A 22,825-nucleotide genomic window follows, 5' to 3' on the forward strand; every position below is an offset into this window, starting at 1 on the left:
GCGGGCGACCGAATGGCGGCCCGAAAGGGCCGTGACCGTTAGGCGACGAAGGAGCCTTACGGGCATCGACAGCAGAGCTAAGGGGTTCCCCCTCCCCCGACAGGCAACAAAGAGTGTTGGCGGGCCCTAAGGAGAATATGCCACAAGGCGCTTTCTTCTTTGACAGCGGGTGGGTGTTCCCGCATAGTACGGGGACAGGTTTTCCGGCTTTTTGTGTGGGCTGTGGGAATTTGCTTTGACGAGCGCGCCGTGAGGTTTTTGTCTTGTACGGCGACAGAGGGGACGTATGGTTTTCTGGCTAGCCCTTCAGGGCGTTTTGGGATTGTTGCTCATCAGCCTGGTGGGCTATGTGCTGGCGGCCAAGGGCTGGTTTGATGCGCATGCCATCATTACCATGCCGCGCCTCATTACTTGCGTGGCCCTGCCTCCCTATCTCTTTTATACGGTCAGCCATTCCTTCCAGCGGGATCAGCTCCTGCATATGATCTATGGCTCGCTGATCCCCTTCCTGTCCATGCTGCTGACGTTTGCTCTGGCCTATGTGCTGGCGCGCCTGCTTCGCGTCAAGGAGGCCCGGCGCGGCTTGTTCTGCACCGGCGTATCGGCTTCCAACACCATGTATATCGGCCTGCCCGTCAATCTGGCGCTGTTCGGAGATGAGGCGCTGCCGTTTGTGCTCCTGTACTTTTTTGCCAACACCATTTTTTTCTGGACGGTCGGGAACTATTCCATCAGCCATGACAAGGAAGAGCTGCGCGCCAAGGCCAGTCTGCTGACCAATGCGCGCCATATCTTTTCCCCGCCCATGATCGGCATGCTCTGCGGGGCGGCGCTGGTGCTGTTCTCGATACGCCTGCCCGGCTTTGTGGAGTCCTTTGCCCAGTATCTTGGCAATATGACGACGCCGCTTGCCCTGATCTTCATCGGGACGACTTTGTATCAGATGGATTTGCGCCATCTGCATATCGACAAGGACCTGATCCTCGGCGTGACGGGCAAGCTTGTGCTGGCGCCGTTGCTGCTGGCCGTGATGATGTCCTTCCTGCCTGACATACCGGATCTGATGCGCAAGGTCTTCGTCATCCAGGCCGGCCTGCCCAGCATCTTGCAGACCGCGCTTATGAGCGCCTACTACGATACGGACCCGCAGTACGGGGCGCTCATGGTGACCATGACGACCGTTCTGTCCATTTTGACCATCCCGGTGACCATGACGTTGGTCTCCCTGTAGCGGCCGGCCTTACGGCGACTGATAAAAAAAGCCGTCCTCGTGTGGACGGCTTTTCTGTTTTTGGGGAATGAAGGCGCTATCAGGCCTCGGCGTGCGCCTTGAGGGCTTCGGCCTGGGCGGCCGTGGCCAGCGCCTCGAAGAGCGGGTCCAGCTCGCCTTCCATGATACGGTCAAGCGAGTAGAGCGTCAGGTTGATGCGGTGATCCGTGCAACGGCCCTGCGGGAAGTTGTAGGTGCGGATGCGCTCGGAGCGGTCGCCGGAACCCACCTGCGCCTTGCGGTCGGCCGACTGTTCGTTGGACTGCCGCTCCCGCTCCGCCGCCAGGATGCGCGAGGCAAGCACCTTCATGGCCCGGGCCTTGTTCTTGTGCTGGGAGCGTTCGTCCTGACAGGTCACGACCGTTCCCGTGGGGATATGCGTGATGCGCACTGCGGACTCCGTCTTGTTGACGTGCTGGCCGCCCGCGCCGGAAGCGCGGTAAATGTCGATGCGCAGATCTTCGGGACGGATCTCCACGTCCACCTCTTCCGCTTCGGGCATGACGGCCACGGTGGCGGCGGAAGTGTGGATGCGCCCCTGCGTTTCCGTGGCGGGCACGCGCTGCACACGATGCGTACCGGCTTCAAACTTGAGATGACTGTACACGCGCTCACCCGAAATGAGGCAAATGACTTCCTTGTAGCCGCCGGAGTCGGAAGGGGACTCGCTCATGACTTCCACCTTCCAGCCCTTGACTTCGGCATAGCGCGTATACATGCGGAAGAGATCCGCCGCAAACAGCGAGGCCTCCTCGCCGCCGGTCCCGGCCCGGATCTCAAGGATGGTGTTCTTTTCATCCAGCGGATCCTTGGGCAGCAACAGCACCTTGAGCTGCTGCTCCAGCTTGGGCAGCTCCTCCTCGGCGGCCGCGATCTCTTCCTGCGCCATGGCCTTGATGTCCGGGTCGCTGTCATGGAGGAGGGCCTTGTTGTCGGCAAGCTCCTGCACAAGTTGACGATGCCTGCGGAAGAGCTCCACCACGTCGCGCAGGTCGGCATGGGCCTTGGCGGTTTTGCGGTACACTTCCTGATCGTTGTAGACGTCAGGGTCGGCGAGCTGCTTTTCCAGCTCGATATATTTGTTTTCCAGGGCTTCCAGTTTGCCGAACATGGTTCCTCCGATAGGGCAAGGCGCCGTCAGGGGCGCTCAACGGATCTCACAGTATAGTCCGCCGTGCGGATGTCGCGTCCGGCCGTCTCCTCGCCAAGGGCCTCGCGCAGGGCGGCCAGGGCCACCTCGATCTGCGCCCTGTCCGGCTCGGCCGTGGTCAGCCGCTGCAGGACAAGCCCGGGCGTGCGCAGCACGCTGGCCAGAGGACCTTCGGACAGCCGCGCGGCATAGCGGATAAGTTCATACGCCAGCGCGCTGATGGGGATGACAAGCAGCAGCTTGAAGGCAAGCGTCAGCGCATGCTTGGCCACGACGTTCTGCGGCGTGTACACATGCAGCAGCGCCGGGACGAGCACCGCATGCAGGATGATGGAGATGCAGATGACGAAAAGCAAAAACGTGGTGCCGCAGCGCGGGTGCAGACGGCTCATGCCGGCAGCGGCGGCAACGTCCACGATGCCGCCATTCTCGAAGGCATGGATGGTCTTGTGCTCGGCCCCGTGATACTGGAACACCCGGCGTATGTCCGGCACGAAGGAAATGAGCCAGATGTAGCCCATGAAGATGCAGCACTTGTAGAAGCCGTCCCAGAGGTGGAACGTCAGCCCCTCCACGCCGCCGCTCACGCCCAGCGCCTGCATGAGCAGGGAAAGGCCGTGCGGCGCCACCACAAAGAGCAGGACCGCCATGAACAGCGCCAGGAACATGGTCAGCATGAGCTGCGTCCCGGTGATCGGCGTCTCTTCGCCATCCCCCTGCACCACGGCGGAGCGGTTGAGCGCCTTGATGCCGTTGACGAGCGTCTCCAGCAGTACGGGGAAGCCCCGCAGGAACGGCTTCTTGAGCAGCGGATGCCGCGTCAGGGAAAACCAGGGGAAGCGTTCCACCATGATCTCCCCCGCCGGATGGCGGGTCGCCAGAGCGTAGCCCTCGCCATGCCGCATCATGATGCCTTCCATGACCGCCTGCCCGCCGACGATGGGGCAGGCCGAACGGAAGAGCAGCAAGGACGCGTTACGCAGGACGGACAGGATCTGAGAAGCTGACTTGTGCATGTTGGGCCTTTCCAGAGCAACGGATGCGGCAAAACGCCGCCGCTGCGCTCCCGGCATACTCTCTTCCCCGGCGGGAGGCGCCGTCAGGCGTCAGCAGCGGAAAAAAGGGAGGGAAAAAGATACAGCTCCAGCAAGGCCATGACAGAACTTTCCGTCAACGGCCTTGCCAGAGGAAGATCTTCGCGCCGAAAGGGGCGGTCTACAGGCGTGCCGCACGATGCGGCACTGTCTACTTCTGCTCGAACTTGGCGTACTTCTTGCGGAAGCGGTCGATGCGGCCCGCCGTATCGAGGAAGCGCTGCTTGCCGGTAAAGAAGGGATGGCAAGCGGAGCAGACTTCCACATGCACCTGCTCGCCCTTGGTGGAGAGCACTTCTTCGGTATTGCCGCAGGCGCAGGTGATGGTGGCCTTGTACACCGTGGGATGGATGTCTTTCTTCATGATCAACCTCGTGTATGGCAACGGCGCGAGCCGTTGAAAATTCGTACCGCGTCACGGCTTGTGCGTGGCAGGGCCAAAATCTATAGCCTTCTTTTGCGGCTTTGGCAAGCCTTGCGGCCCGGTCCTCGAAAAAATGTCAGCCAGCCGCCATTGCGTCCCGTCGGGCAAGCGGCTACACTGCCGCGCATGTGTGCCAGAATAGCCCGTCAACGCGCGGATGCCCTCGTCCATCTGCAGGGCCTTGCCGAAAGCCGCGAGCAGGCCCGCCGTCTCATCATGGCCGGCAAGGTCGCTCTCTCCCCGGAAGGGCTCCCGCCCGGCGCGCCGCCGCTCAAGGTGGACAAACCGGGGCATCCCTACCCCGAAGACACCGTGTTCATCCTGCTGGAAAAGGAGCGCTACGTCAGTCGCGGAGCCTACAAGCTCTTGACCATCCTGGAAAATTTCCAGCTGGATGTGGCCGGCCTCGTCTGTCTGGATGCCGGGGCCAGCACCGGCGGCTTTACCGACTGCCTCCTGCAGCACGGGGCCGCCCGCGTCTACGCCGTGGACGTAGGCAAAAACCAGCTGCACGAAAAACTGCGCGCCGATGACCGCGTCGTCAACCTCGAAGGCGTCAATCTGCGCTCCGCACCACCGGAACTCATCCCCGAACCCGTGGATCTGGTGGTCGGGGACGTGTCCTTCATATCCCTGACCCTCGTCCTGCCCCCCTGCCTGCAGTGGCTGCGCCCCGGCGGACGCATGGCCGTACTCATCAAGCCGCAGTTCGAGCTCGGCCCCGGCGAGACCGTCAAGGGCGTCGTGCGCGATGAAGCCGCCCGCCAGCGCGCCGTGGACAAGATCGTCACCTTCTGCGGCGAAACGCTGGGCCTCTCCTGCCTCGGCGTCCTCCCCGCCGCCATCCGCGGCCCCAAGGGCAATCAGGAATACATGGCCCTGTTCCAGCGCTGATTTTTTGTTTTTTTGAGCGAGGGGGAGAGGGAAACCGTTTTGAAAAACGGTTCTCCCTCTCCCCCTCACCCTTCCCAAAACTTTTATCGGCTACCTTCCGCTCCGTCACGGCCCGGCAAGACGTCGCGTGGCTGCCATGTCCCCCGGCGGGATGACAAACAGGAGACCGGACGGCGACAGTCGCCCGGCCTGCCTATTCGTTCAGATTTTGGCTGGCTTGCGGTCAGGCGTCGTCCTTCAGGTCACGACGGCTTGCGTCCGGACAAGTAAAGTTTTTGGGGGGATGGGGGGTGTGGGGGGAAGGGCCCCTTTGTTCACAAAGGGGCCCTTCCCCCCACGAAAACAAAAAACAAAAAAACAAACATCACTCGGCCTGATCCGGCGGGGTGAAGAGGCGGCCGCGCTGGACGGCCTGGGTGCCGAATTTCTGGCGCAGGCTGTCGAGGGCCTTGTCGAGGCGCAGGCGGCGGGCTTCTTCCTGCGGGTCATGCGTTCCGGTTGGGGGAAGGCCGGGGAGGAGGGCCTGCTGTGGGGGCGGGACGTCGAAGCCGGAGACGCCGAGTCCCACGAGGCGCACGGGCTGGGGGAGGGGCTCCTGACGCAGGAGATCGCAAGCGGTCTCGAAGATGGTCTGGGTGGCGCAGGTGGGATCGGGCAGGGTGCGGGAGCGGGTGATCTGGCGGAAGTCGGCGAATTTGATCTTCAGGGTGATGGTGCGGCCCTGCCAGCCGTGCCGCCGCAGGGACGCGCCCACGCGTTCGGCATGGCCGAGAAGTTTTTTTTCCAGAAAGGCGCGGTCGCGGGTATCTTCGGCAAAGGTGGTCTCGGCGCTCTCGCTCTTGGCGACGTGTTCGGGGCAGACGGGGCGGGGGTCGATGCCGTGGGCGCGGCGCAGGAGTTCCAGCCCCCACTTGCCGAAGCGGTCTTCCATGAATCGCGGGCTATAGCGGCGCAGCTGCTCCACGCGGGAGATGCCGAGGGCGTGGAGGTCGCGGGCCATGCGCTTGCCGACGCCGGGCAGGCGCTCCACGGCCAGCGGCAGGAGGAAGGCGTCCACCTGATCGGGGGGCAGGATGAAGATGCCGTCGGGTTTGTTGACCTCGGAGCAGATCTTGGCAAGGAATTTGATGGGGGCCGCGCCCACGGAACAGGTCAGACCGCCGGTGACGTCGGCCACGCGGGCCTTGATGGCGGGAAGGAGCCGCTCCGGCGGGCCGAAAAGGCGTTCCAGGCCGGAGGCGTCAAGATAGGCTTCGTCCACGCTGGCGGGCTCCACGAGGGGGGAGAAGTCGCGCAGGGCGGTCATGATGCGGCGGGAGAGTTCCACATAGCGCCGCGTGCGGCCGCGCACGAAGATGCCTTGCGGACAGAGCTTGCGGGCCGTGGCGATGGGCATGGCCGAACGCACGCCGAAGACGCGCGCCTCATACGAGGCGGTGGAGACGACGCCCCGGCTGCCGCCGCCGATGATGACCGGCTTGCCGCGCAAGTCGGGATCGTCGAGCTGCTCCACGGAGGCGAAGAAGGCGTCCATGTCCAGATGCACGATCATGGCGAGCTGCCTTTTCCCGGCGTCATGCCGGCACGTCAGCGATCGGCGGGCTGTACCGCGTCCGTGGTTCCGTCAGGAGGGGGCGTCGCGGCATCGGGGTAGTGCCAGCGGGCGCGCAGGCGGTCGCGTTCGGCGTCGATGAAGGCCGGGGCCGCACCCAGTTCCCGCAGCAGCGCGGCGGAGAGGGCCAGCGCCACTTCTCCCTCGCCGCTGAAGGCGTCCTGCACGCCCTGCGCCCGCAGGGCGCGGGCCTGGCTCAGGTAGGCGGTATGGGCCCAGATGCGGACGTGCGGATTGATGCCCCGGGCGATGCTGATGACGTCCGCCGCCGGGATGCCCGCCGAGGTCAGGAGCAGGGCCGTGGCGTCGGCCAGTCCGGCCTGCAGGAGGACTTCGGCCTGGGTGGCGTTGCCGTGCAGGGCGTGGCGCCCTTCGGCGCGCAAGCGGCGAACGGTGTCGATATTGGCCTCGATGATGACCGGCCGCAGGTCGAAATCTTCCAGGATGCGGCAAAGGGTCTCGCCGGTGGGGCCGTAGCCCACGACGATGACGCTGCCCTGCGTGCCGCCTTCCTCTTCGGCGGCCTCGGGCACAAAGGCCGGGCGGCGGGCCTCCAGCCAGCGGGACAGACGTTCAAGGCGGGGGAAGAGCAGCGGATTGAGGGTGATGGACAGGATGGCCGCCGGGATGACCGCATTGTTGACTTCCGGGCCGAAGAGGCCGTAGGTCGCGCCCACACCGGCAAGGATGAAGGAGAATTCCCCGATCTGCCCCAGGGAGAGGCCCACGGCCAGCGCCTCGCGCGGGGGGCGGCGGAAGAGACGGCAGACGGTGAAGGCGGTCATGGGCTTGATGAGCACGATGATGCCGAAGGTCAGGAGCATGAGCGGCCAGTCGTCCAACAGGGCCCGCGGGTCGAAGAGCATGCCCACCGAGACGAAAAAGAGCACGGCAAAAGCATCGCGCAGGGGGAGGGCCTCGGCGGCGGCGCGGGCGCTGAAATCGGACTGCCCCACCACCATGCCGGCCAGAAAGGCCCCCAATGCCATGGAGGCGTCGAAGAGCAGGGCCGCGCCCACGGCGATGCCCAGGGCCAGGGCCAGCACCGCCAGGGTGAAGAGGTCGCGCGTGCCGGTACGGGCCACCCAGCCCAGCAGCAGGGGGATGAGCTTTTGTCCGGCCAGCAGCATGAAGGCCGTCAGGCCCGCCAGCTTGAGGACGGTCAGCCCCAGCGTGCTCCAGAGCGGCCCGGCATCCGGCGAAAGGAAGGAGGGCAGCAGCACCAGCAGCAGGATGGTGAAGAGATCTTCCACCACCAGCCAGCCCAGCGCCACATGCCCGGCGCGGGTATGGAGCAGGCCGTTGTCGCCCATGACGCGGGTCAGCACTACGGTGCTGGCCACGGAGATGGACATGCCGAAGACCAGCCCGGCCATGAGGCTGCCGCCCAGCAGACAGAAGACGGCGGCTCCGGCCAGCGTGGCGGCGGCGATCTGGATGAGCGCGCCGCTGACGGCGATATGCCGCACGGCCAGCAGATCCTTGAGATGGAAGTGCAGGCCGACGCCGAACATGAGCAGGATAATGCCGATCTCCGCGCATTGCGAGGCGGTGGAGGCATCCGCCACGAAGCCCGGCGAATGGGGCCCCACCAGCACGCCGGCCAGCAGATAGCCCACCAGCGGGGAAAGGCGCAGTTTCTGCGTGAAAAATCCCAGCACCGTGGCGGCGGTCAGACCGCCGGCCAGCGTCAGGATGAGATCGACGTCATGGGGCATGCTCATAGGTCACCTCGCAGGCCGGAGAGAAGGTAAGGGCGGCCTTGCGGCCTGCCCGGAGCGAAAAAGAAAGCATAGCCTGTTTCGCCGCCGGGGAAAAGCGGCGCGCGCCAGGCGGGGGCGCGGGATCAGCGCGGGCCGGGCAGCCACTGCGCCCAGACGGAGCGGCGGCGCGGGCCATCGCCTTCGCAAAGATAGATGGCCTGCCAGGTGCCGAGGCACAGTTCGCCGTCCTCCACGAGCACCAGCAGGGACGGGCCGTGCAGGGTGCATTTTATGTGGGCGTCACTGTTGCCCTCGGCATGGGCGAAGGCCGGGTCCTGCGGGACGAGGCGGCGGAAAAAGCCTTCCATGTCCCGGCGGACGTCGGGGTCGGCGCCTTCATTGATGGTCAGGCCGCAGGTGGTGTGCGGGCAGAAGAGGGCCAGCGCGCCGCTGCGCGGGCCGGGGAACTGCGTCAGGGCCTCGCGCAAAAGGCGGCGGACCTCGCCGGTGATGTCGTGCATCCGGCAACGGCCCTGGGTAGTGATGTCAAAGGCAAGCATGCGGCCTCCTGTGCCGGGCGTGGCGGCCGCCGCCTCCGGGAAAGCGGGACGGACGCGCCGCAAAGCGCCGGAGACGGGCAGGGGGAGCAGTCCACCCCCAGAGAAACGTAGTCAGGGCCTGTCAAAACAAGCTGTGTAAATAATTTCAATGTGCAAGAAAAACAACTGAATGCGCTCCGCTTGTCATTTGGGACGGGCTTGCCTCTATCCCCTGACCTTCCCCCAACAAACAGCAAATAGCGTCAACAGGCTCTAGCCGACCACCCGGAAGTAGACGGCGGGCTCACGCAGCATGCCCCGGTCAAGGGTATGTTGCAGGGCGCGGCTCATGGCTTCTTCGGTGGTCTCGTGGGTCATGAAGACCAGCGGAACGCCGCTGCCCTCGTCGGACTTCTGGATGACCTGCGCAAGGCTGATGCCTTCCTCGGCCATGCAGCCGGCCAGATCGCGCAGCACGCCGGGGGCATCATCCACCATGAGGCGGACGTAGTAGCAGGAGCGCCATTCTTCCGGCGGCACCACGGAGGCCGCTTCGGGGCGGGGCGCGGCAAAGCCGGTATTGTTGGGGCGCTCTTCGCGGGCCACGGCCACCAGATCGGCCAGCACCGCGCCGGCCGTGGGCAGATCGCCCGCGCCGCGCCCGTGGAAGAAGAGCGAGCCCGCGGCATTGCTTTCCACGCGCACGGCATTGTAGACGCCGCCCACGCGGGCCAGCAGCAGGGTGTGATGCACGAGGGCGGGAAAGACCCCGGCCTCAAGGCGCGGGGGCTGCCCCGCTTGATGTTCGCATTCGCGCACCTGGGCGATGAGCTTGATGCGGTAGCCGAATTCGCGGGCCAGACGGATGTCCATGCTCGAAAGGCCGCGGATGCCGCGCACCGGCATGGCCGTAAAGGGATAGTAAGCGCCGTAGGCGAGCTGGATGAGGATGGTCAGCTTGTGGGCGGCGTCATGGCCGTCGATGTCCAGCGTGGGGTCGGCCTCGGCATAGCCCAGCTCCTGGGCCTGCTTGAGGGCCACGTTGAAGTCGAGGCCGTTGCTCGTCATTTCGGACAGGATGTAGTTGCTCGTGCCGTTGAGGATGCCCACCAGGGAAGAGATGCGGTTGCCCGCCAGGCTTTCCTTGAGGGCCGCCACCACGGGGATGGCTCCGGCCACGCTGGCCTCGTAGCGCAGGATGCGGCCCTTGTTCCAGGCCTTTTCCAGCAGGCAAAGGCCCTTTTCGGCCAGTAGGGCCTTGTTGGCGGTAACAACGTGCTTGCCCATGTCCAGCGCGCGGTCGATGATCTTCCCCGCCGTTTCGATGCCGCCCATGAGCTCCACGAGCACGTCGATTTCGGGATCGTCCGTCAGCGCGGCCGGGTCGGTGGTGAGCTCCGCCCCGGCGGGCAGGGCCACCTGACGCGCCTTGCCCGCATGGCGGACCAGCACTTTCTTGACCACCATGTCGCGGCCGCCGCGGCGGCGGATGAGGTCCGCGTTTTCCTCAAGGAGGCGGGCCAGACCGCCGCCCACCGTGCCGAAGCCGGCCAGACCGATGACCAGCGGTTTGTTGCTCTCTTGCGTCATAGATTCTCCAGAGGGCGCGGGGCCCGTCAGCCGGCGGTCGTGGATTGGACGATGCGTCCGGGGAGGCCGGCCCCGCATCATATCCAGCGGCGCGCCGCCTTGTAAAGTCATCTTTGCCAAGCGGGCGCTTCTGGGCTATGCTTGCGGCACACGGCGGAGGAGACGTCGCTTTCCGCCGTCGGCAGGACGTTTTTCGGGGGATTCATGGAAGATCATATTCGTTTTGACCGTGAGCGGGGGGAGCTGCTCCTTCTGGATCAGCGCCTGCTGCCCGTGGAAGAGCGCACGGTGAGCTGCCGCACGCTGGATGATGTGGTGCGCGCGCTTCAGGTCATGGTGGTGCGGGGCGCGCCGGCCATCGGCGTGACGGCGGGATTCGGGGCGGTGCTGGCCCTTGCGGAAGTGCTGGCCGGCGGCGTCGCCGACTGGCGCACGGCCTATGCCGATGCGCTGGAGCGGCTTGCCGCGGCCCGTCCCACGGCGGTCAACCTGCGCTGGGGGGTGGAGCGCATCCGTCGCCTCTGGCAGGCTGCCGGGGACGTGTCCGGGCAGGAGCTGCTTGCCCGCATTACGGACGAGGCGCTGGCCATGCAGGCCGAGGACATCGCCATCTGCCGGGCCATCGGCCGGGCGGGGGCGGAGGTCGTCGGCGACGGACAGACCGTGCTCACGCACTGCAATGCCGGGGCGCTGGCCACCGCCGGGTACGGCACGGCGCTGGGGGTCATCCGCGGGGCATGCGAGGCGGGCAAGCGCGTGCGGGTCATCGCCGACGAAACGCGACCTTTCCTGCAGGGCGCGCGCCTGACGGCCTGGGAGCTGCAGCGGGACGGTATCGAGGTCACCGTGGCCTGCGACAACGCCTGCGCCCTGCTCATGAGCCGCGGCATGGTGGACGTGGTGGTGGTGGGAGCCGACCGCATCGCCGCCAACGGCGATACCGCCAACAAGATCGGCACCTACGGCGTGGCCCTGTTGGCGCGTGAGTTCGGCATCCCCTTTTACGTCGCCGCGCCCCTCTCGACCATCGACCTCGCCACGGCGGACGGAACGGGCATCCCCATCGAGGAACGCCCGGCGGAAGAAGTGCGCTGCCTGGGCGGACGGCAAGTCTGCCCCGATGGCGTGCCGGTCTACAATTTCGCCTTTGATGTGACCCCGGCCGCGCTCATCGCCGGCATCATTACCGAAAAAGGCATACTCAAGCCGCCGTACGCCCAGTCTCTTGCGGCGGCGCTGTCCGCCTGAGGGCGGCCGTTTTTCAGAAAGGAGAGCTCATGAAAGAATTGACGCTGCTTGTGGAAAAGACCACGCTTCCGCCGGAATTCCAGGACGGGACGCCGACAGATGTGGCGCACTGGAACCGCTGGGACGTGCCGGAAGGGGAGTTTTCCCTGCCTGCGCTCATGAACAGCCAGATACGGGCCATCCGTGACGAACACATGCGCTGGGCCTACGACCTCGGGCGCATGTCCATCTCCGGCTGGCAGCTCCACAGTCATCTCAAGGCCGGCGAATCCCTGTCCATGTGGTGGTGCTCCCTGCTGTTCGAGCGTCATCCCAAGATGAGCCCCCGCCTGTACGAAGTCTACAAGCTGCGCGCCCTGGAAAAACTGCTGGACGAGGGCAAATATACCATTTTGCGCCTTTCCGGCGGGGATGCGCTGCTGCGCCACACGCTGGCCAACTACTGCCGCGCCACGGGGCGCATGTTCGTGGAGTTCCACGATCCCAACCAGCCGCCCGCGCGGGAGAAGTCCCGTCTGCGGCGCATCTATGACGCCTGCCCCGCCGCGCTGCGCGTGGTGGCCCGCTATGCCCACTGGTGGTGGAACGTGCGCCGCGCGCTGCCCTATGTGGTGAAGAACCGCAATTACACCCTGCCCGCCGCGCCGGGCAAATCGGCCACCATCGCCACGTATTTTCCCAATATCGACATGAACGCCGCCCAGGACGGGCGCTTCCGTTCCCGTTACTGGGAAAAGCTGCACGATATCCTCAATCCCTCGGCGGAAGCGCCGGACCGGCCGTGGATACGCTGGCTTTTCGTCCGCTTCCCCTCGCCGGAGCTCAAGTTCCGGGACTGCATCCGCCTGCGCAAGCGTTTCCAGCAGGAGCAGCGCGACGGCGTGTCCTTCCACTATCTTGAGGAATTCCTGTCCTTCCGCGACCTCGTGGCGGCCTGGCGGCGGCATATCCGCCTGAGCTACCGCAGCTTCCGGCTGGAGCGCTATGTGCGGCAGGCCTTCCGCTTTCCCGGCTCGCGCATGAACTTCTGGGATTATCTGGAAGGCGACTGGGCCGAGTCCTTCCGGGGCTGGCGCGGTCTGGAGCGCTGCCTGCAATACCGCGGCATCCGTAACTACATCCGTCTGGTGGGCATGCAGGAGTGGTACGCCTTCCCGCTGGAGAACTGCCCCTGGGAGCGCATGCTGACCCACGGAGCGCACGAGGCCCGCAACCTGACCGGCTCCGGCCCGGTCTTCGGGGCGCAGCATTCCACCATCCGTCCCACGGACTTCCGTTACTTTGACGATCCCCGTACCTTCGCCACGCCGGACTGCAACCTCTTCCAGCCCGACGTGGTGTGCGCCAACGGTTCCGGCGCGGCCCGCCAGTGGCGGGAGAACGAGCTGCCCGAAGACCGTCTCAAGGTGGTGGAGGCCCTGCGCTATCTCTATCTTGCCGGACGGCAGCGCGTGGAGGATACCGGCAAGCGGCCGCACCGTCTGCTGCTGGTGACGAGCTTCTTTGAGGACGAGACGCAGGATCACCTTTCCCTCATGGCCCGTGCCATGAGCGCCGGCCTGCTGGATGACTATGAGATCATCGTCAAGCCGCATCCCTATCTCAGCGTGGACGGCATGCTGCGCTCCCTGCTGGGCAGCCGCATGGAAAAGGTGCGCATCGCCAGCGGCAAGATCCAGGACGAACTGCAGGCCGGGACGCTGGTCTGGGCGTCCAATTCCACCACCGTGGCACTGGAGGCCTCCCTGCTGGGACTGCCGGTCATGGTCATGTGGCCTCATGACAACTTCGACCTTTGCCCGCTCCAGGACGTGCCGGGCTTGCAGCGCACCGGTTCGCTGGACGACGTGCGGGCCTGCCTGGCGGAGCCGCGTGTGGTCAGCCTGCCCGCCGACTATCTGGAACTGGACGAGAACCTGCCGCGCTGGCATGCCCTGCTTGAGGGCAAGGCGGAGTAAGGGTGAGAGAGCGTTTTGTCTTTGATAAAGGCAAAACGTGAGGCGGCGGCAGAGCGCCACGCGGCCCAGAGCAAGCGGAAAAACCGCGTTTTTTCGCGAAACGACAGGCCGTGAGGTGGAAACGCCAAGCCTTCAAACGGAAAATGCTTAAAAAACAGGCCCCGGCCGTATGGCCGTGGGCCTGCTCAGGAGAAGAGGCTGCGGGGCCTTTGAGGCCCGCAGCCTTTTTTGCGCGCTACTTCCCGCCCAGGAGCTTGAGGTAGTCGTCCACAAGCTGGCGGCCGCCCACGATCTCATAGAGCATGGGCCAGACCTTGGTCATGGCGACCTCGCGCCACTTGTCCTCATCCTTGAGGGTGGAGATCTTGACGCCCGCGTCCTGCATGGCCTTTTTGGCCGCGCCGCTGTGGTCGTTCTGCCAGGTGAGCACATGCGCCTGCGCTTCCAGACCCGCTTCGGTCAGGATGGTTTGCAGTTCGGGGGAAAGCTTCTTGAAGTGGCGCTCGCCGATGACCAGCGGCTGGAGCGAATAGGTGTAATGGAGTTCGGTGAGGTAGGATTGGATCTCCTCGAACTTCTTGCTGTGGTTGACCACATAGGGGTTGCACTGCCCGTCGAGCACCCCTTGCTGCAGGGCCGTGAAGGTTTCGGACCAGGCCATGGGCACCGGGCTGGCGCCCCAGGCCTTGTAGGTCTCGATGAAGACCTTGTTGCTGGGCACGCGGATCTTCAGGCCCCGGATGTCGTCCAGCGTTTCCACAGGCCGCTTGGAATTGGTAAGATGGCGGAATGAGGTGTAACTGAAGGCCAGGATACGCAGGCCGGCCTGCTTGATGGTCAGCTTGTTGAGCATGTCCATGGCGGGGCCGGTCGTGCCGCGCACCACCATCTCGTCATTTTCAAAGAGGTAAGGGAAGGTCAGCACGCCCAGGCCCTGCGAGAAGGGCGTAATGTTGCCCACACCCACGCAGGTCATGTCCAGCACGCCCCGGCGCACATTGTGCAGCATTTCGGTCTCGTCGCCCAGCTCGCAGTTGGGATAGAGCGTCACCTTGACCTTGCCGCCGGTCCGCTTTTCCACCAGTTCCTTGAATTTGAGGCCCAGCTCCCCGGCATCCGCCGTGATGGGGTCGCCGATGCCGACCTTGAGGCTGACGGATTCCACGGCCTGCGCCGTGCCGGACAGCAGCAGGCCCAGGGCGAGCAGACAACAGCGAAGAAACGAACGACGCATACAGTACTCCTTGGTATCGAAGGGTTGCATGGACAGGATCGCGCGCATTTCCTGTGAATATAATCACAATATTCCTGCTGCAGGAATCTCGGCAGGCCGAGGAGAGTGCTTGTGTTGTTGAAGCGACGATAGCAGGACAAAAATTTCATGTCAATTCTTATGAAATATTTTATGAAAAATGATTTGTAAAATTTTAATTCATAATATTGAAAATAATTACAGTATATTATATGATGTCGTCTTGCCCCTGAAAAGGGGTGGACACGAGCTGCACAACATCGCTCGGCCCAAACCAAGCGAAAGGCCGTAGGGGGCAAGGCAAAGCGTTGTGGAGGGAATATGCTCCCAAAAACAAAAAGGCCCCTTTCCCGAAGGAAGGGGCCCAAAGGTCAAGACCGCTCCGGCCTTACTTTTCCTGCTGGCGGAACTGCTTGAGAGTCTGCATGATGATGTCCGACTGTTCCCGGCCGGTGCGGCAGGCGCCCCGGTCGAGAGTATCCCAGACGTTGGCCCGCAGGGCGTCCCTGCCCTTGAGGCTCTGCCGCCACTCCTCGAATTCCTTGTCCTTGCCGTCAAGCTTCATGACCGTAGTGGGCCGCTGTGCGCGCGCCTCCTTGACGGGGCCGGGCAGCAGCGGACGATCGTTATCCGTCGCCATGATGACCTCCTGGTCCCGGCGGCGCGGCGGCGATGGCTGTGCGCCGGGATACGGCTGGCAGGCCGCCCGCGGAAGGGACAGGCCCGCATTTCCATGATCCGTTCCGGCCGCGGCTCAGCGCCGGGCCAGCCCCAGCCGCTTCACCACGGCTTCCGCGCCGAGGCGGGCGAACTCGGCCACGTCCCGTCCCTCGCGGGCCTCCTGCGGCAACAGGAGCTCGGGCGCATTGGCCAGACGCACGTCCGGCTGCACCTCGTAGGCGGGCGGGAAAGCATTGGTGAAGTACATCTCCTGGAAGCCGGAGAATTTGAGCGCGTGGGCCGTGGCGTCCAGCACCGCATGTTCGTTGCCGCCCACAAGGCCGAGGGCGCGGGCATTGCGCAGACCGGCAAGGCATTCGCCACCCTGGGTGCAGGCGATGTGCCCGTGACGGTTGGCCTCGATCATGGCGTCCATGATCTGCTGTTCCGTCACCTGCACCACCTGGAAGGCCCGCTCGCCGCCGGCCTCCACGAAACGTTCCGCCAGACGCCGCACGCGCGGCATGGACACCGGATTGCCGATCATGGCCGCCTGCGCCACGCTGGGCCGCACGTCCACGGGCTGCCAGACGCGCTCGCCTTCCGGCGCGGCATAGTAGCGGTACACCGGGTCGGCATGGCTGGACTGCACGCCGAAGATGCGCGGGAGGCTCGTGATGATGCCCAGATCGTGCATCTTGAGGAAGCCGGACATGATGGCCGTGATGTTGCCGGCGTTGCCGACGGGCACGAAGAGGCAGAGGCCGTCCACGTCCCAGTTGTACCACTGGGCCACTTCATAGGCATAGGATTCCTGCCCGAGGATGCGCCAGCTGTTCTTGGAGTTGAGCAGCGCCACTCGGTAATTCTCGGCCAGCAGTTCCACCACCTTCATGCAGTCGTCGAACACGCCGGGCAGTTCCAGCACCGTAGCGCCGCTGCCCAGCGGCTGAGAAAGCTGCTGCGGCGTCACCTTGCCGTGGGGCAGCAGCACCACGCTCTTGAGCGGCGCGCCCACATAGGAGGCGTAGAGCGCGGCGGCGGCCGAGGTGTCGCCGGTGGAGGCGCAGACGGTGAGCACTTCCTCCCAGTCGTTGCGGCGGCAGAGCCATTTCAGATAACTGAAGGCGCAGGCCATGCCGCGATCCTTGAAGGAAGCGCTGGGGTTCTGGCCGTCGTTCTTGTAGGCAAAGGGGATGCCCACCTGATCCCGCAGCGGCGCGGCGGCCTCCACGATGGGGGTGATCCCTTCGCCGAGGTAGACGATGTCCTCCTCGTCCATGACCGGGGCCATCAGTTCATAGTAGCGGAAGATGCCGCGCAGGGCGGTGCTGCGGGCGGCGGCCCGGCTGTCGAAGCGTTTGCGCCAGGTGGGGCCGTCCGTGGTGCGCAGATGGGCAAAGTCCGTGTTTTCCAGAAGGAAGACGCCGCCGCACTGCGGACAGGTGTAAAGAAGGCTGTCGGCGGGGTAACGCTGGCCGCAGGACAGGCAGACGTATTCCATGCGCCCGCGATAGGTGGGAAAGTCGCTGTTGTGCACGAAAGTGGCTCCTTGTGCCGAAAAACTACCGGGAAATGGTGCGGGAAATGTAGCCCGTCAGCGGGCGTTTGTCGAGATGGCGGGCCTGTTCCCGCGCGGGCGGCCGGGGCAGGCCCGGCTCGGCGGAGGGCGGCGGCGTGTCCTGTCTTTCTTTACTTTTGCCCCGTATGCCGTCACACTGCATGAGCGGAAAATCTGTCCTGTCCCGCGCGGACGGGCGGCATATGCCAAGGAGGCGCTCCATGCGGCTGCTTTTCTCTCTTCTTCTTGTGACGGGCATCCTGTTCAGTCCCGGCGTGGCGGAATGCGCCACGGCCGCGGACCCGGCCCTGCGGACGGCCACCCTTGCCGCCGCGTATCCGTGGACGGAAGGACTGATCCTCAGCTTCCCGCCGGACGAGCGGCAGTGCCGCGCCCGCTACGGGAAAGACTGGCAGGTCAGATGCGCCGCCGACCTTGGCGAACCGGGAGCCACGGAAGAGGGCGTGCGTCTCACGCCGTCGCTCAAGGGCCACTGGCAGTGGCGCGACAGCACGAGCCTCGTCTTTGTGCTCGCGGCAGGGGAGGTCCCCGCGCCCGGGACGGTCTATACGGTGGACCTCACGGGGATGGGCCGTCCCGCCTCGGTGAAGATCGACAGGCAACAGCTGTCCGTCCGCACGGAGGCGCGCAGCGTCCGTCTGGCGGAAAGCGGCTTCTGGATCGATCCTTCCCCGCAGGCCCGGCACCGGCTGGCCTTTTCGCTGGAGTTCAACTATCCCGTCGGAGACAGGGAGCCGGTCATATCCTGCACCGCGCCGGGCGTGGGCTTCGGCGAGGCGGAACGAGTCTGGAACGACGCGCACGACCGGCTGAACCTCTCCTTTCCTGTGACAAAGCTGGCTGAACAGGATGCCGAGGCCCGCCTCCTGGTGGACGGCATGCCCCGTTTCAGCCTTGAGGACGGGAAACCGCGCTTTTTCGCGCTGTCCGGCAAGGAAAAGGGCACGACCTTTCGGGCCGTCGTCAAGGGGAGCACGAGTCTGTTTGCCGTGAAGGAGGCGAACCTCGTACGGGAACTGGACGAGAACCTGGACCGGGTCTGCGTGCTGGACCTGGAGACCTCGCTCTATGTCGCGCCGGAGGAGGTGCTGCGCCATCTGGAGGTACGCCAGCTGCCCCGCTTCCGCTCGCCGTCGGATTCCCGCCCCTACAACTGGCATGCCGCGCCGGTCATCCCCGCGCAGGCGTTGGCCGAAGGCAAAAAACTCACGCCCGTCTCCCTCATGAAGGATGATACGCCCGTGGCCCGGCTGCGCTACCGCATCCCGGCCGACCCGGACAGCTACCTGCTCATCGGCATCGACGGGAAATGCGCCTCGGCGTCGGGAACGCCGCTGGGCAGGGAGTGGCGCGGCGTCCTGCACAGCGGGGCCGCCGACGCCTCGCTGGACTTCCTGCAGCCCGGCCATGTGCTGTCCCTCGCCGAGGACAATACGCTGGATCTGCTCGCCAGCGGGCTGGACGCCATCCGCTGGGAGGCCCAGCTCGTGCGTGATCCCTTCCTGGCTCTGCTGGCGCAGGGATCGGGCATGGCCTTCACCGAACCGCTGGCCGGGACGCCGCTGGGGCTGGAGGCCGTGAGCGAGGTCGCCCGGGGGGAGATCCCCCTGTCCGCCGCCGCGCCCGGCGTCGCGCAGTTCGCCGGTCTGCCCCTGTCGCCGGTGCTGGCCGGAGCCGGAAAGGACGTGCACGGGCTCATGCGCGTGCAGTTGACCGGCATGAAGGACGGCAAGGTGGTTGCCGGCGCTTCCCGCATGGTGCTGATCACGGACCTCGGCCTCCTGCTGAAGCGGACGGCCCTCGGCGGCTATGAGGCCTTCGTGCATTCCTTCAGCAAGCGGGGGCCGGCTCCCGGCGTGCGGGTGAGCATCCTCGGGGCCAACGGCAAGCCGGTGGCCGAAGGCGTCACGGACGCGGACGGGCATGCTTCCTTCCCTTCGCTCAACGGGCTTGCCCGTGAGCGGCAGCCGGTGGCCGCCGTGGCGGAGGCCGCCGCGGGAGACCGTACGGATCTTGCCTGGCTGCCGCTGACCGACATGTCCAGAGAGCTGAACTATTCCGAGTTCCCCGTGGGCGGCCGGGTCTCCTCGCCGGAAGGGCTCACGGCCTTCGTCTTCGCGCAGCGCGGCATGTTCCGCCCCGGCGAGACGCTGCATTTCGGCTGCGTGCTGCGGCGGGCCGACTGGGGGGATCTGCCCGCGGATCTGCCGCTGGTGGCCGAGGTGCGCAATCCGCTGGGAAAGGTCGTCATGAAGCGCAACTTCACGGCCGGACAGAGCGGCATGAGCCTCTTTGACTGGGCGTCTCCCGTAACAGCCCCCACGGGCAATTATCTCCTGAGCGTGCGGACGGCCGATTCGGCGGACATCCTGGGCACGGCCACGGCTCGGCTGGAGGAGTTCCAGCCGGACACCCTGTCCCTCAGGCTGGAAAGACCGGCGGCGCGGGGCTGGCTGGTCGTATCGCCGGACGCGCTGCCGGATGTGAACGTGCGGCTGAAGAATCTTTACGGCGCACCGGCGGCCGGTCACAAGGTCAGGGGCTACGCCACGCTCGCTCCCGCCCGTCTGCGCTTTGCGGGCTTCGAGGACTTCACTTTCGACGATCCGGCCCCCTTTGCCGGGACGGCGCAGGGGCGCGATCTGCCCGAAACGCGGACCGACGCGGAAGGGGCGGCCGCCCTGCAACTCCCCGCCGGGCTGGCGGGGCGGACCACGGCGCGCTGCACGGTCCTTGCCGAAGGCTTTGAGGCCGACGGCGGCCGGGCCGCCACGGCCCAGACCTCGTTCCTGGTGTCGCCGCGTTCCAGCATGCTGGGATACCGTCCGCTGGGCGCGCTGACCAATCTGCAGTTCATCCCGCGGAACGCGCCGGCGGAACTGGAATTCGTGGCCGTCGGTCCCGACCTGGAGCGCATCCCGCTGGAAGGATTGACCTTTGCCGTGGCGGTGCGCCGCTACGCCACCAGCCTTGTGCAGGATGGCAACGGCGACTTCCGTTATGACGAAACGCCCGTGGACGTGCCTTTCCGGCAGGAGGTGCGGCAGGTGGGCCAGCAGGGCCTGCGCCTGCCGCTGGCCACGGAGGAGCCGGGCGAATACCTGCTTACCGTGCGGGATGCCGGGGGAACGCTGCTGGCCTCCGTGCCCTACGCCGTGGCCGGGGAGCGCCCGCTTGCGCCGGGGGCGGAGCTCGTGCCCGGCAAGATGCGCCTGCGTCTGGACAAGGCCGAATATGCCGCGGGCGAGACCATCCGGCTGGCCATGTCGCTGCCCTATGACGGTACCGGTCTCATCACCCTGGAGCGGGACGGCGTGGCGGCCCATGCCTGGTTCACGGCCGCCGCGGGCGATACCGTGCGGGAGATCGCCATCCCCGCGGGTTTCGAGGGGCGCGGCTACGTCAACGTCTCCTTCGTGCGGGCGGCGGATGCCGGGGCCGTCTACATGTCGCCGCACAGCTATGCCGTCGCGCCCTTTACGGCCGCCGTCCGGCAGCGCGACATGCGCCTGTCCATCGAGGCCCCGGACAGCGTGCCGCCCGGCTCTTTCCTGCGCGTGACCCTGCGGGCGGAAAAGCCGGGCAAGGCGGTGCTCTTTGCCGTGGATGAAGGGGTGCTCCAGCTGACCGGCTTTGCGACGCCTTCGCCGCTGGCCGGCCTGCTCACGGACCGCGCGCTTGAAGTGCGGACCCTGCAGGCCCTCGATCTGCTCATGCCGCGCCGCGTTTCCGCCTTTGGCGGCGGTATGGACGGCGGCAACGGGGGAGGGCGCTTCCAGAATCCTTTCAAGCGGCGGGAAGAACCGCCGCTGGCCACCTGGTCGTCCCTGCTGGACGTCACGCCCGAGGGGGTGACGGTGGAGATCCCCGTGCCCGCCTATTATAACGGCAGGTTGCGCCTCATGGCCGTGGGGGCGTCGGCGGACTGCGCCGGTTCGGCCGAGCGGGCCGGGACCGCCGTCGCGCCGCTGGTGCTGACGCCGCAGCTGCCGTTGACAGTCTCGCCGGGGGACGCCTTCGAGGGGGCGTTGGTGCTGGCCAATACCACGGATCAGCCGGTCCGCGTGGAAGTGGCCGCCACGGCGGACACGGGCCTCGCCTTCAGTGCCCCGCTGCCGTCGCAGGCGGATGTGGGGCCGCAGGCCGAGGTTGTGTTGCCGTTCCGCCTGCGGGCCACGGATCAGGCCGGTGCGGCGGACGTGCGTTTCACGGCCCGCTGCGGGGACAAGGAATACGCGCGGACGGCCGCGTTGTCCGTGCGGCCCGCAAGCCCCCTGCGCACGAGTTTGCAGGTGGGCAGCGCCACGCAGTCCGCCGAGTTGCCCGTGGAGCGCGATGTCCTTGCCTTCGGCGCGCGCAGCACGGCCTCCCTGTCCGCGTTGCCCCTGCCGCTGGTGCGCGGCTTTGCCGCCTATCTGCAGGCCTATCCCTACGGCTGCACGGAACAGCTCGTCAGCCGCGCCTTTGCCCGGCTCCTGCTGCGCGAGTATCCCGGGCTCTTCCCGGACGAGAAGCAGGACGAGGAACTGTTCGAGGCGGCCATGAACGCCATCGGGGAGCGTCTGACCCGCGGCGGCGTGGCCCCGTGGCCCGGCGGCAGGCCCGATCCCCTGCTGACGGTCTATGCCGCCGACTTCCTGTTGGCCATGCGGGAGGCCGGACGCGGCGGAGCGGATGATCTGCTGCAGCGGCTGTGCGAGGTCGTGGAAAGGCTCTGCCCGCTGAACGGCTCCTCGCTGGCGGCGGCGCGCGTCTCCGCCTACGGCATCTGGGTGCTGACCCGTGAGGGACGGGTGACCACCCAGTTGTTGGAAAACCTGCAGGATGGTCTTGCCGAGTACAAGGTGGCGGACTGGGAAACGGATCTGACGGCCGTGTTCGTGGCGAGCAGCCGCAAACAGATGTTCATGTCCGCTGATCTGCGTCCTGACGCCATCGTCTGCCGTCCGGCGGGCTGGTTCGACGAACTGGCCCAGCGGGCGCTGTTGACCACGCTGCTGGCGCGCCACTTCCCGGAATTCTGCACGGACACGCTGAAAAACGACCTGTTCGAGGCCGTGGCGCAGGCCGTGAAGGGAGGCCGTTACGCCACCTTTTCCGCCGCGCAGGGCGCGCGGGCGCTGCTGGGCATCGGCGGCGGCACGCGCGAGGCGCTGGCGGACGCGGAACTCGTCTGCGCCGACGGAGAAGGGGAGGCACGGAGCAGCCTGCTGGCCGGGGGCGCGCTGCTGTCGGTGGAGCAGCCGCAATGCCGCCGCTATGTCCTGAGGATGCCCGCCGCTTCTCCGCGCCTCTTCTGGCAGATCGCCACCACGGGCTACGATGCCCGGCCCGCGGACGGCGCGGCGGCGCATGGCATCGAGATCCGCCGCGACTACCTCGACGCGCAGGGCGAGCCGGTGCGTCAGGTGCGGCAGGGCGACGTGCTGACGGTGCGACTCACGGTTCGCGGGCAGAAGCGGCAGATCCCCGACTGCGTGGTGAGCGACCTTCTGCCCGGCGGCTGCGAGATGGTCCTTGCGCGCGGCGCGACGGACGGGGAGCGGCCCCCGCGCGGGCTGAAGTTCGCCGACAGGCGCGACGACCGCATGCTGCTCTTTGCCGATGTGGACAATGAACCGCTGGTCTACACCTACCGCATCCGGGCGGTGAACCGGGGGACGTTCGCCATCCCTCCGGCCTATGTCGAAGCCATGTATGATCAGGGGATGTACGGCCACAGCGCCGGGGGCAGTCTCGAGATCCTGCCGTAGGGTCTGTTAACACTATTCGCTGTCTGTTTGGGGGGGGCGGTAGGCGCTTGGGCTCGATCCGGGCGGCCTTCGGTCCCCCTCTAGCGCGGGTGACCG

The 22,825-nt window shown here is 66.1% G+C and carries 16 protein-coding genes; 5 read left to right on the forward strand and 11 right to left on the reverse strand.

The annotated features are described in order from the left end of the window. The first annotated feature begins 286 nt into the window (after positions 1 to 286). Positions 287 to 1,231: an AEC family transporter gene (locus Q0K12_RS09745; RefSeq protein ID WP_297262430.1), complete on the forward strand. Its 945-nt coding sequence runs from the start codon at positions 287 to 289 to the stop codon at positions 1,229 to 1,231. 79 nt (positions 1,232 to 1,310) lie between these two features. Here the strand turns inward: Q0K12_RS09745 and prfA are convergent, their stop codons facing one another. From prfA to rpmE, 3 genes are all read right to left on the reverse strand, one after another. After that, the gene (gene prfA, locus Q0K12_RS09750) at positions 1,311 to 2,381 is read right to left on the reverse strand and encodes a peptide chain release factor 1 (RefSeq protein ID WP_297262432.1); all 1,071 of its coding nucleotides are present in this window, start codon (positions 2,379 to 2,381) and stop codon (positions 1,311 to 1,313) included. Between the two features lie 26 nt (positions 2,382 to 2,407). Continuing rightward, positions 2,408 to 3,436, reverse strand: a complete 1,029-nt coding sequence (locus tag Q0K12_RS09755; protein WP_363315624.1) for a DUF1385 domain-containing protein — start codon at positions 3,434 to 3,436, stop codon at positions 2,408 to 2,410. Positions 3,437 to 3,665: 229 nt separating this feature from the next. Then, positions 3,666 to 3,878 carry a 50S ribosomal protein L31 gene (gene rpmE, locus Q0K12_RS09760; protein ID WP_296306025.1) on the reverse strand — a complete coding sequence of 71 codons (213 nt, stop codon included), beginning with the start codon at positions 3,876 to 3,878 and terminating at the stop codon, positions 3,666 to 3,668. Positions 3,879 to 4,064: 186 nt separating this feature from the next. Between rpmE and Q0K12_RS09765 the strand changes: the two genes are divergently transcribed. Next, positions 4,065 to 4,832 (forward strand): TlyA family RNA methyltransferase, encoded by a 768-nt coding sequence (locus Q0K12_RS09765; RefSeq protein ID WP_297262434.1) that lies wholly within the window; start codon positions 4,065 to 4,067, stop codon positions 4,830 to 4,832. Between the two features lie 364 nt (positions 4,833 to 5,196). On the opposite strand, the gene Q0K12_RS09770 is transcribed toward Q0K12_RS09765, so the two are convergent. The 4 genes from Q0K12_RS09770 to Q0K12_RS09785 all read right to left on the reverse strand — a co-directional run bounded on the left by Q0K12_RS09770 (position 5,197) and on the right by Q0K12_RS09785 (position 10,276). Continuing rightward, positions 5,197 to 6,384, reverse strand: coding sequence for a DNA polymerase IV (locus Q0K12_RS09770; protein ID WP_297262436.1), 1,188 nt, complete (start codon positions 6,382 to 6,384; stop codon positions 5,197 to 5,199). 35 nt (positions 6,385 to 6,419) lie between these two features. Continuing rightward, positions 6,420 to 8,162, reverse strand: a complete 1,743-nt coding sequence (locus Q0K12_RS09775) for a cation:proton antiporter (RefSeq protein ID WP_297262457.1) — start codon at positions 8,160 to 8,162, stop codon at positions 6,420 to 6,422. A 128-nt stretch (positions 8,163 to 8,290) separates the two neighbouring features. After that, the gene (locus tag Q0K12_RS09780; RefSeq protein ID WP_297262438.1) at positions 8,291 to 8,707 is read right to left on the reverse strand and encodes a secondary thiamine-phosphate synthase enzyme YjbQ; all 417 of its coding nucleotides are present in this window, start codon (positions 8,705 to 8,707) and stop codon (positions 8,291 to 8,293) included. 252 nt (positions 8,708 to 8,959) lie between these two features. After that, complete coding sequence (locus tag Q0K12_RS09785; protein WP_297262440.1) at positions 8,960 to 10,276, reverse strand: homoserine dehydrogenase; 1,317 nt, start codon at positions 10,274 to 10,276, stop codon at positions 8,960 to 8,962. A gap of 204 nt (positions 10,277 to 10,480) precedes the next feature. Between Q0K12_RS09785 and mtnA the strand changes: the two genes are divergently transcribed. Both mtnA and Q0K12_RS09795 read left to right on the forward strand, forming a co-directional pair. Further along, on the forward strand, positions 10,481 to 11,524 hold the full coding sequence (mtnA, locus tag Q0K12_RS09790) for an S-methyl-5-thioribose-1-phosphate isomerase (RefSeq protein WP_297262442.1): 1,044 nt from the start codon (positions 10,481 to 10,483) through the stop codon (positions 11,522 to 11,524). Positions 11,525 to 11,553: 29 nt separating this feature from the next. Further along, positions 11,554 to 13,482 carry a TIGR04326 family surface carbohydrate biosynthesis protein gene (locus tag Q0K12_RS09795; RefSeq protein ID WP_297262443.1) on the forward strand — a complete coding sequence of 643 codons (1,929 nt, stop codon included), beginning with the start codon at positions 11,554 to 11,556 and terminating at the stop codon, positions 13,480 to 13,482. Between the two features lie 235 nt (positions 13,483 to 13,717). Here Q0K12_RS09795 and Q0K12_RS09800 read toward each other — a convergent pair whose 3' ends face one another. The 4 genes from Q0K12_RS09800 to Q0K12_RS09815 all read right to left on the reverse strand — a co-directional run bounded on the left by Q0K12_RS09800 (position 13,718) and on the right by Q0K12_RS09815 (position 17,178). Beyond that, positions 13,718 to 14,716: a TRAP transporter substrate-binding protein gene (locus Q0K12_RS09800; protein ID WP_297262445.1), complete on the reverse strand. Its 999-nt coding sequence runs from the start codon at positions 14,714 to 14,716 to the stop codon at positions 13,718 to 13,720. 406 nt (positions 14,717 to 15,122) lie between these two features. Further along, positions 15,123 to 15,374 (reverse strand): hypothetical protein, encoded by a 252-nt coding sequence (locus tag Q0K12_RS09805; protein WP_297262447.1) that lies wholly within the window; start codon positions 15,372 to 15,374, stop codon positions 15,123 to 15,125. A gap of 114 nt (positions 15,375 to 15,488) precedes the next feature. Next, positions 15,489 to 16,934, reverse strand: coding sequence for a threonine synthase (gene thrC, locus Q0K12_RS09810; RefSeq protein WP_297262449.1), 1,446 nt, complete (start codon positions 16,932 to 16,934; stop codon positions 15,489 to 15,491). Between the two features lie 25 nt (positions 16,935 to 16,959). Next, on the reverse strand, positions 16,960 to 17,178 hold the full coding sequence (locus Q0K12_RS09815) for a hypothetical protein (RefSeq protein ID WP_297262451.1): 219 nt from the start codon (positions 17,176 to 17,178) through the stop codon (positions 16,960 to 16,962). Here Q0K12_RS09815 and Q0K12_RS09820 point away from each other — a divergent pair. Then, positions 17,177 to 22,729, forward strand: a complete 5,553-nt coding sequence (locus Q0K12_RS09820) for an MG2 domain-containing protein (protein WP_297262453.1) — start codon at positions 17,177 to 17,179, stop codon at positions 22,727 to 22,729. The two genes, Q0K12_RS09815 and Q0K12_RS09820, sit on opposite strands and share 2 nt — an antisense overlap. Positions 22,730 to 22,825: the final 96 nt, after the last annotated feature.

The sequence above is a fragment of the uncultured Desulfovibrio sp. genome, assembly GCF_944324525.1.
Classification (GTDB): Bacteria; Desulfobacterota; Desulfovibrionia; order Desulfovibrionales; family Desulfovibrionaceae; genus Desulfovibrio.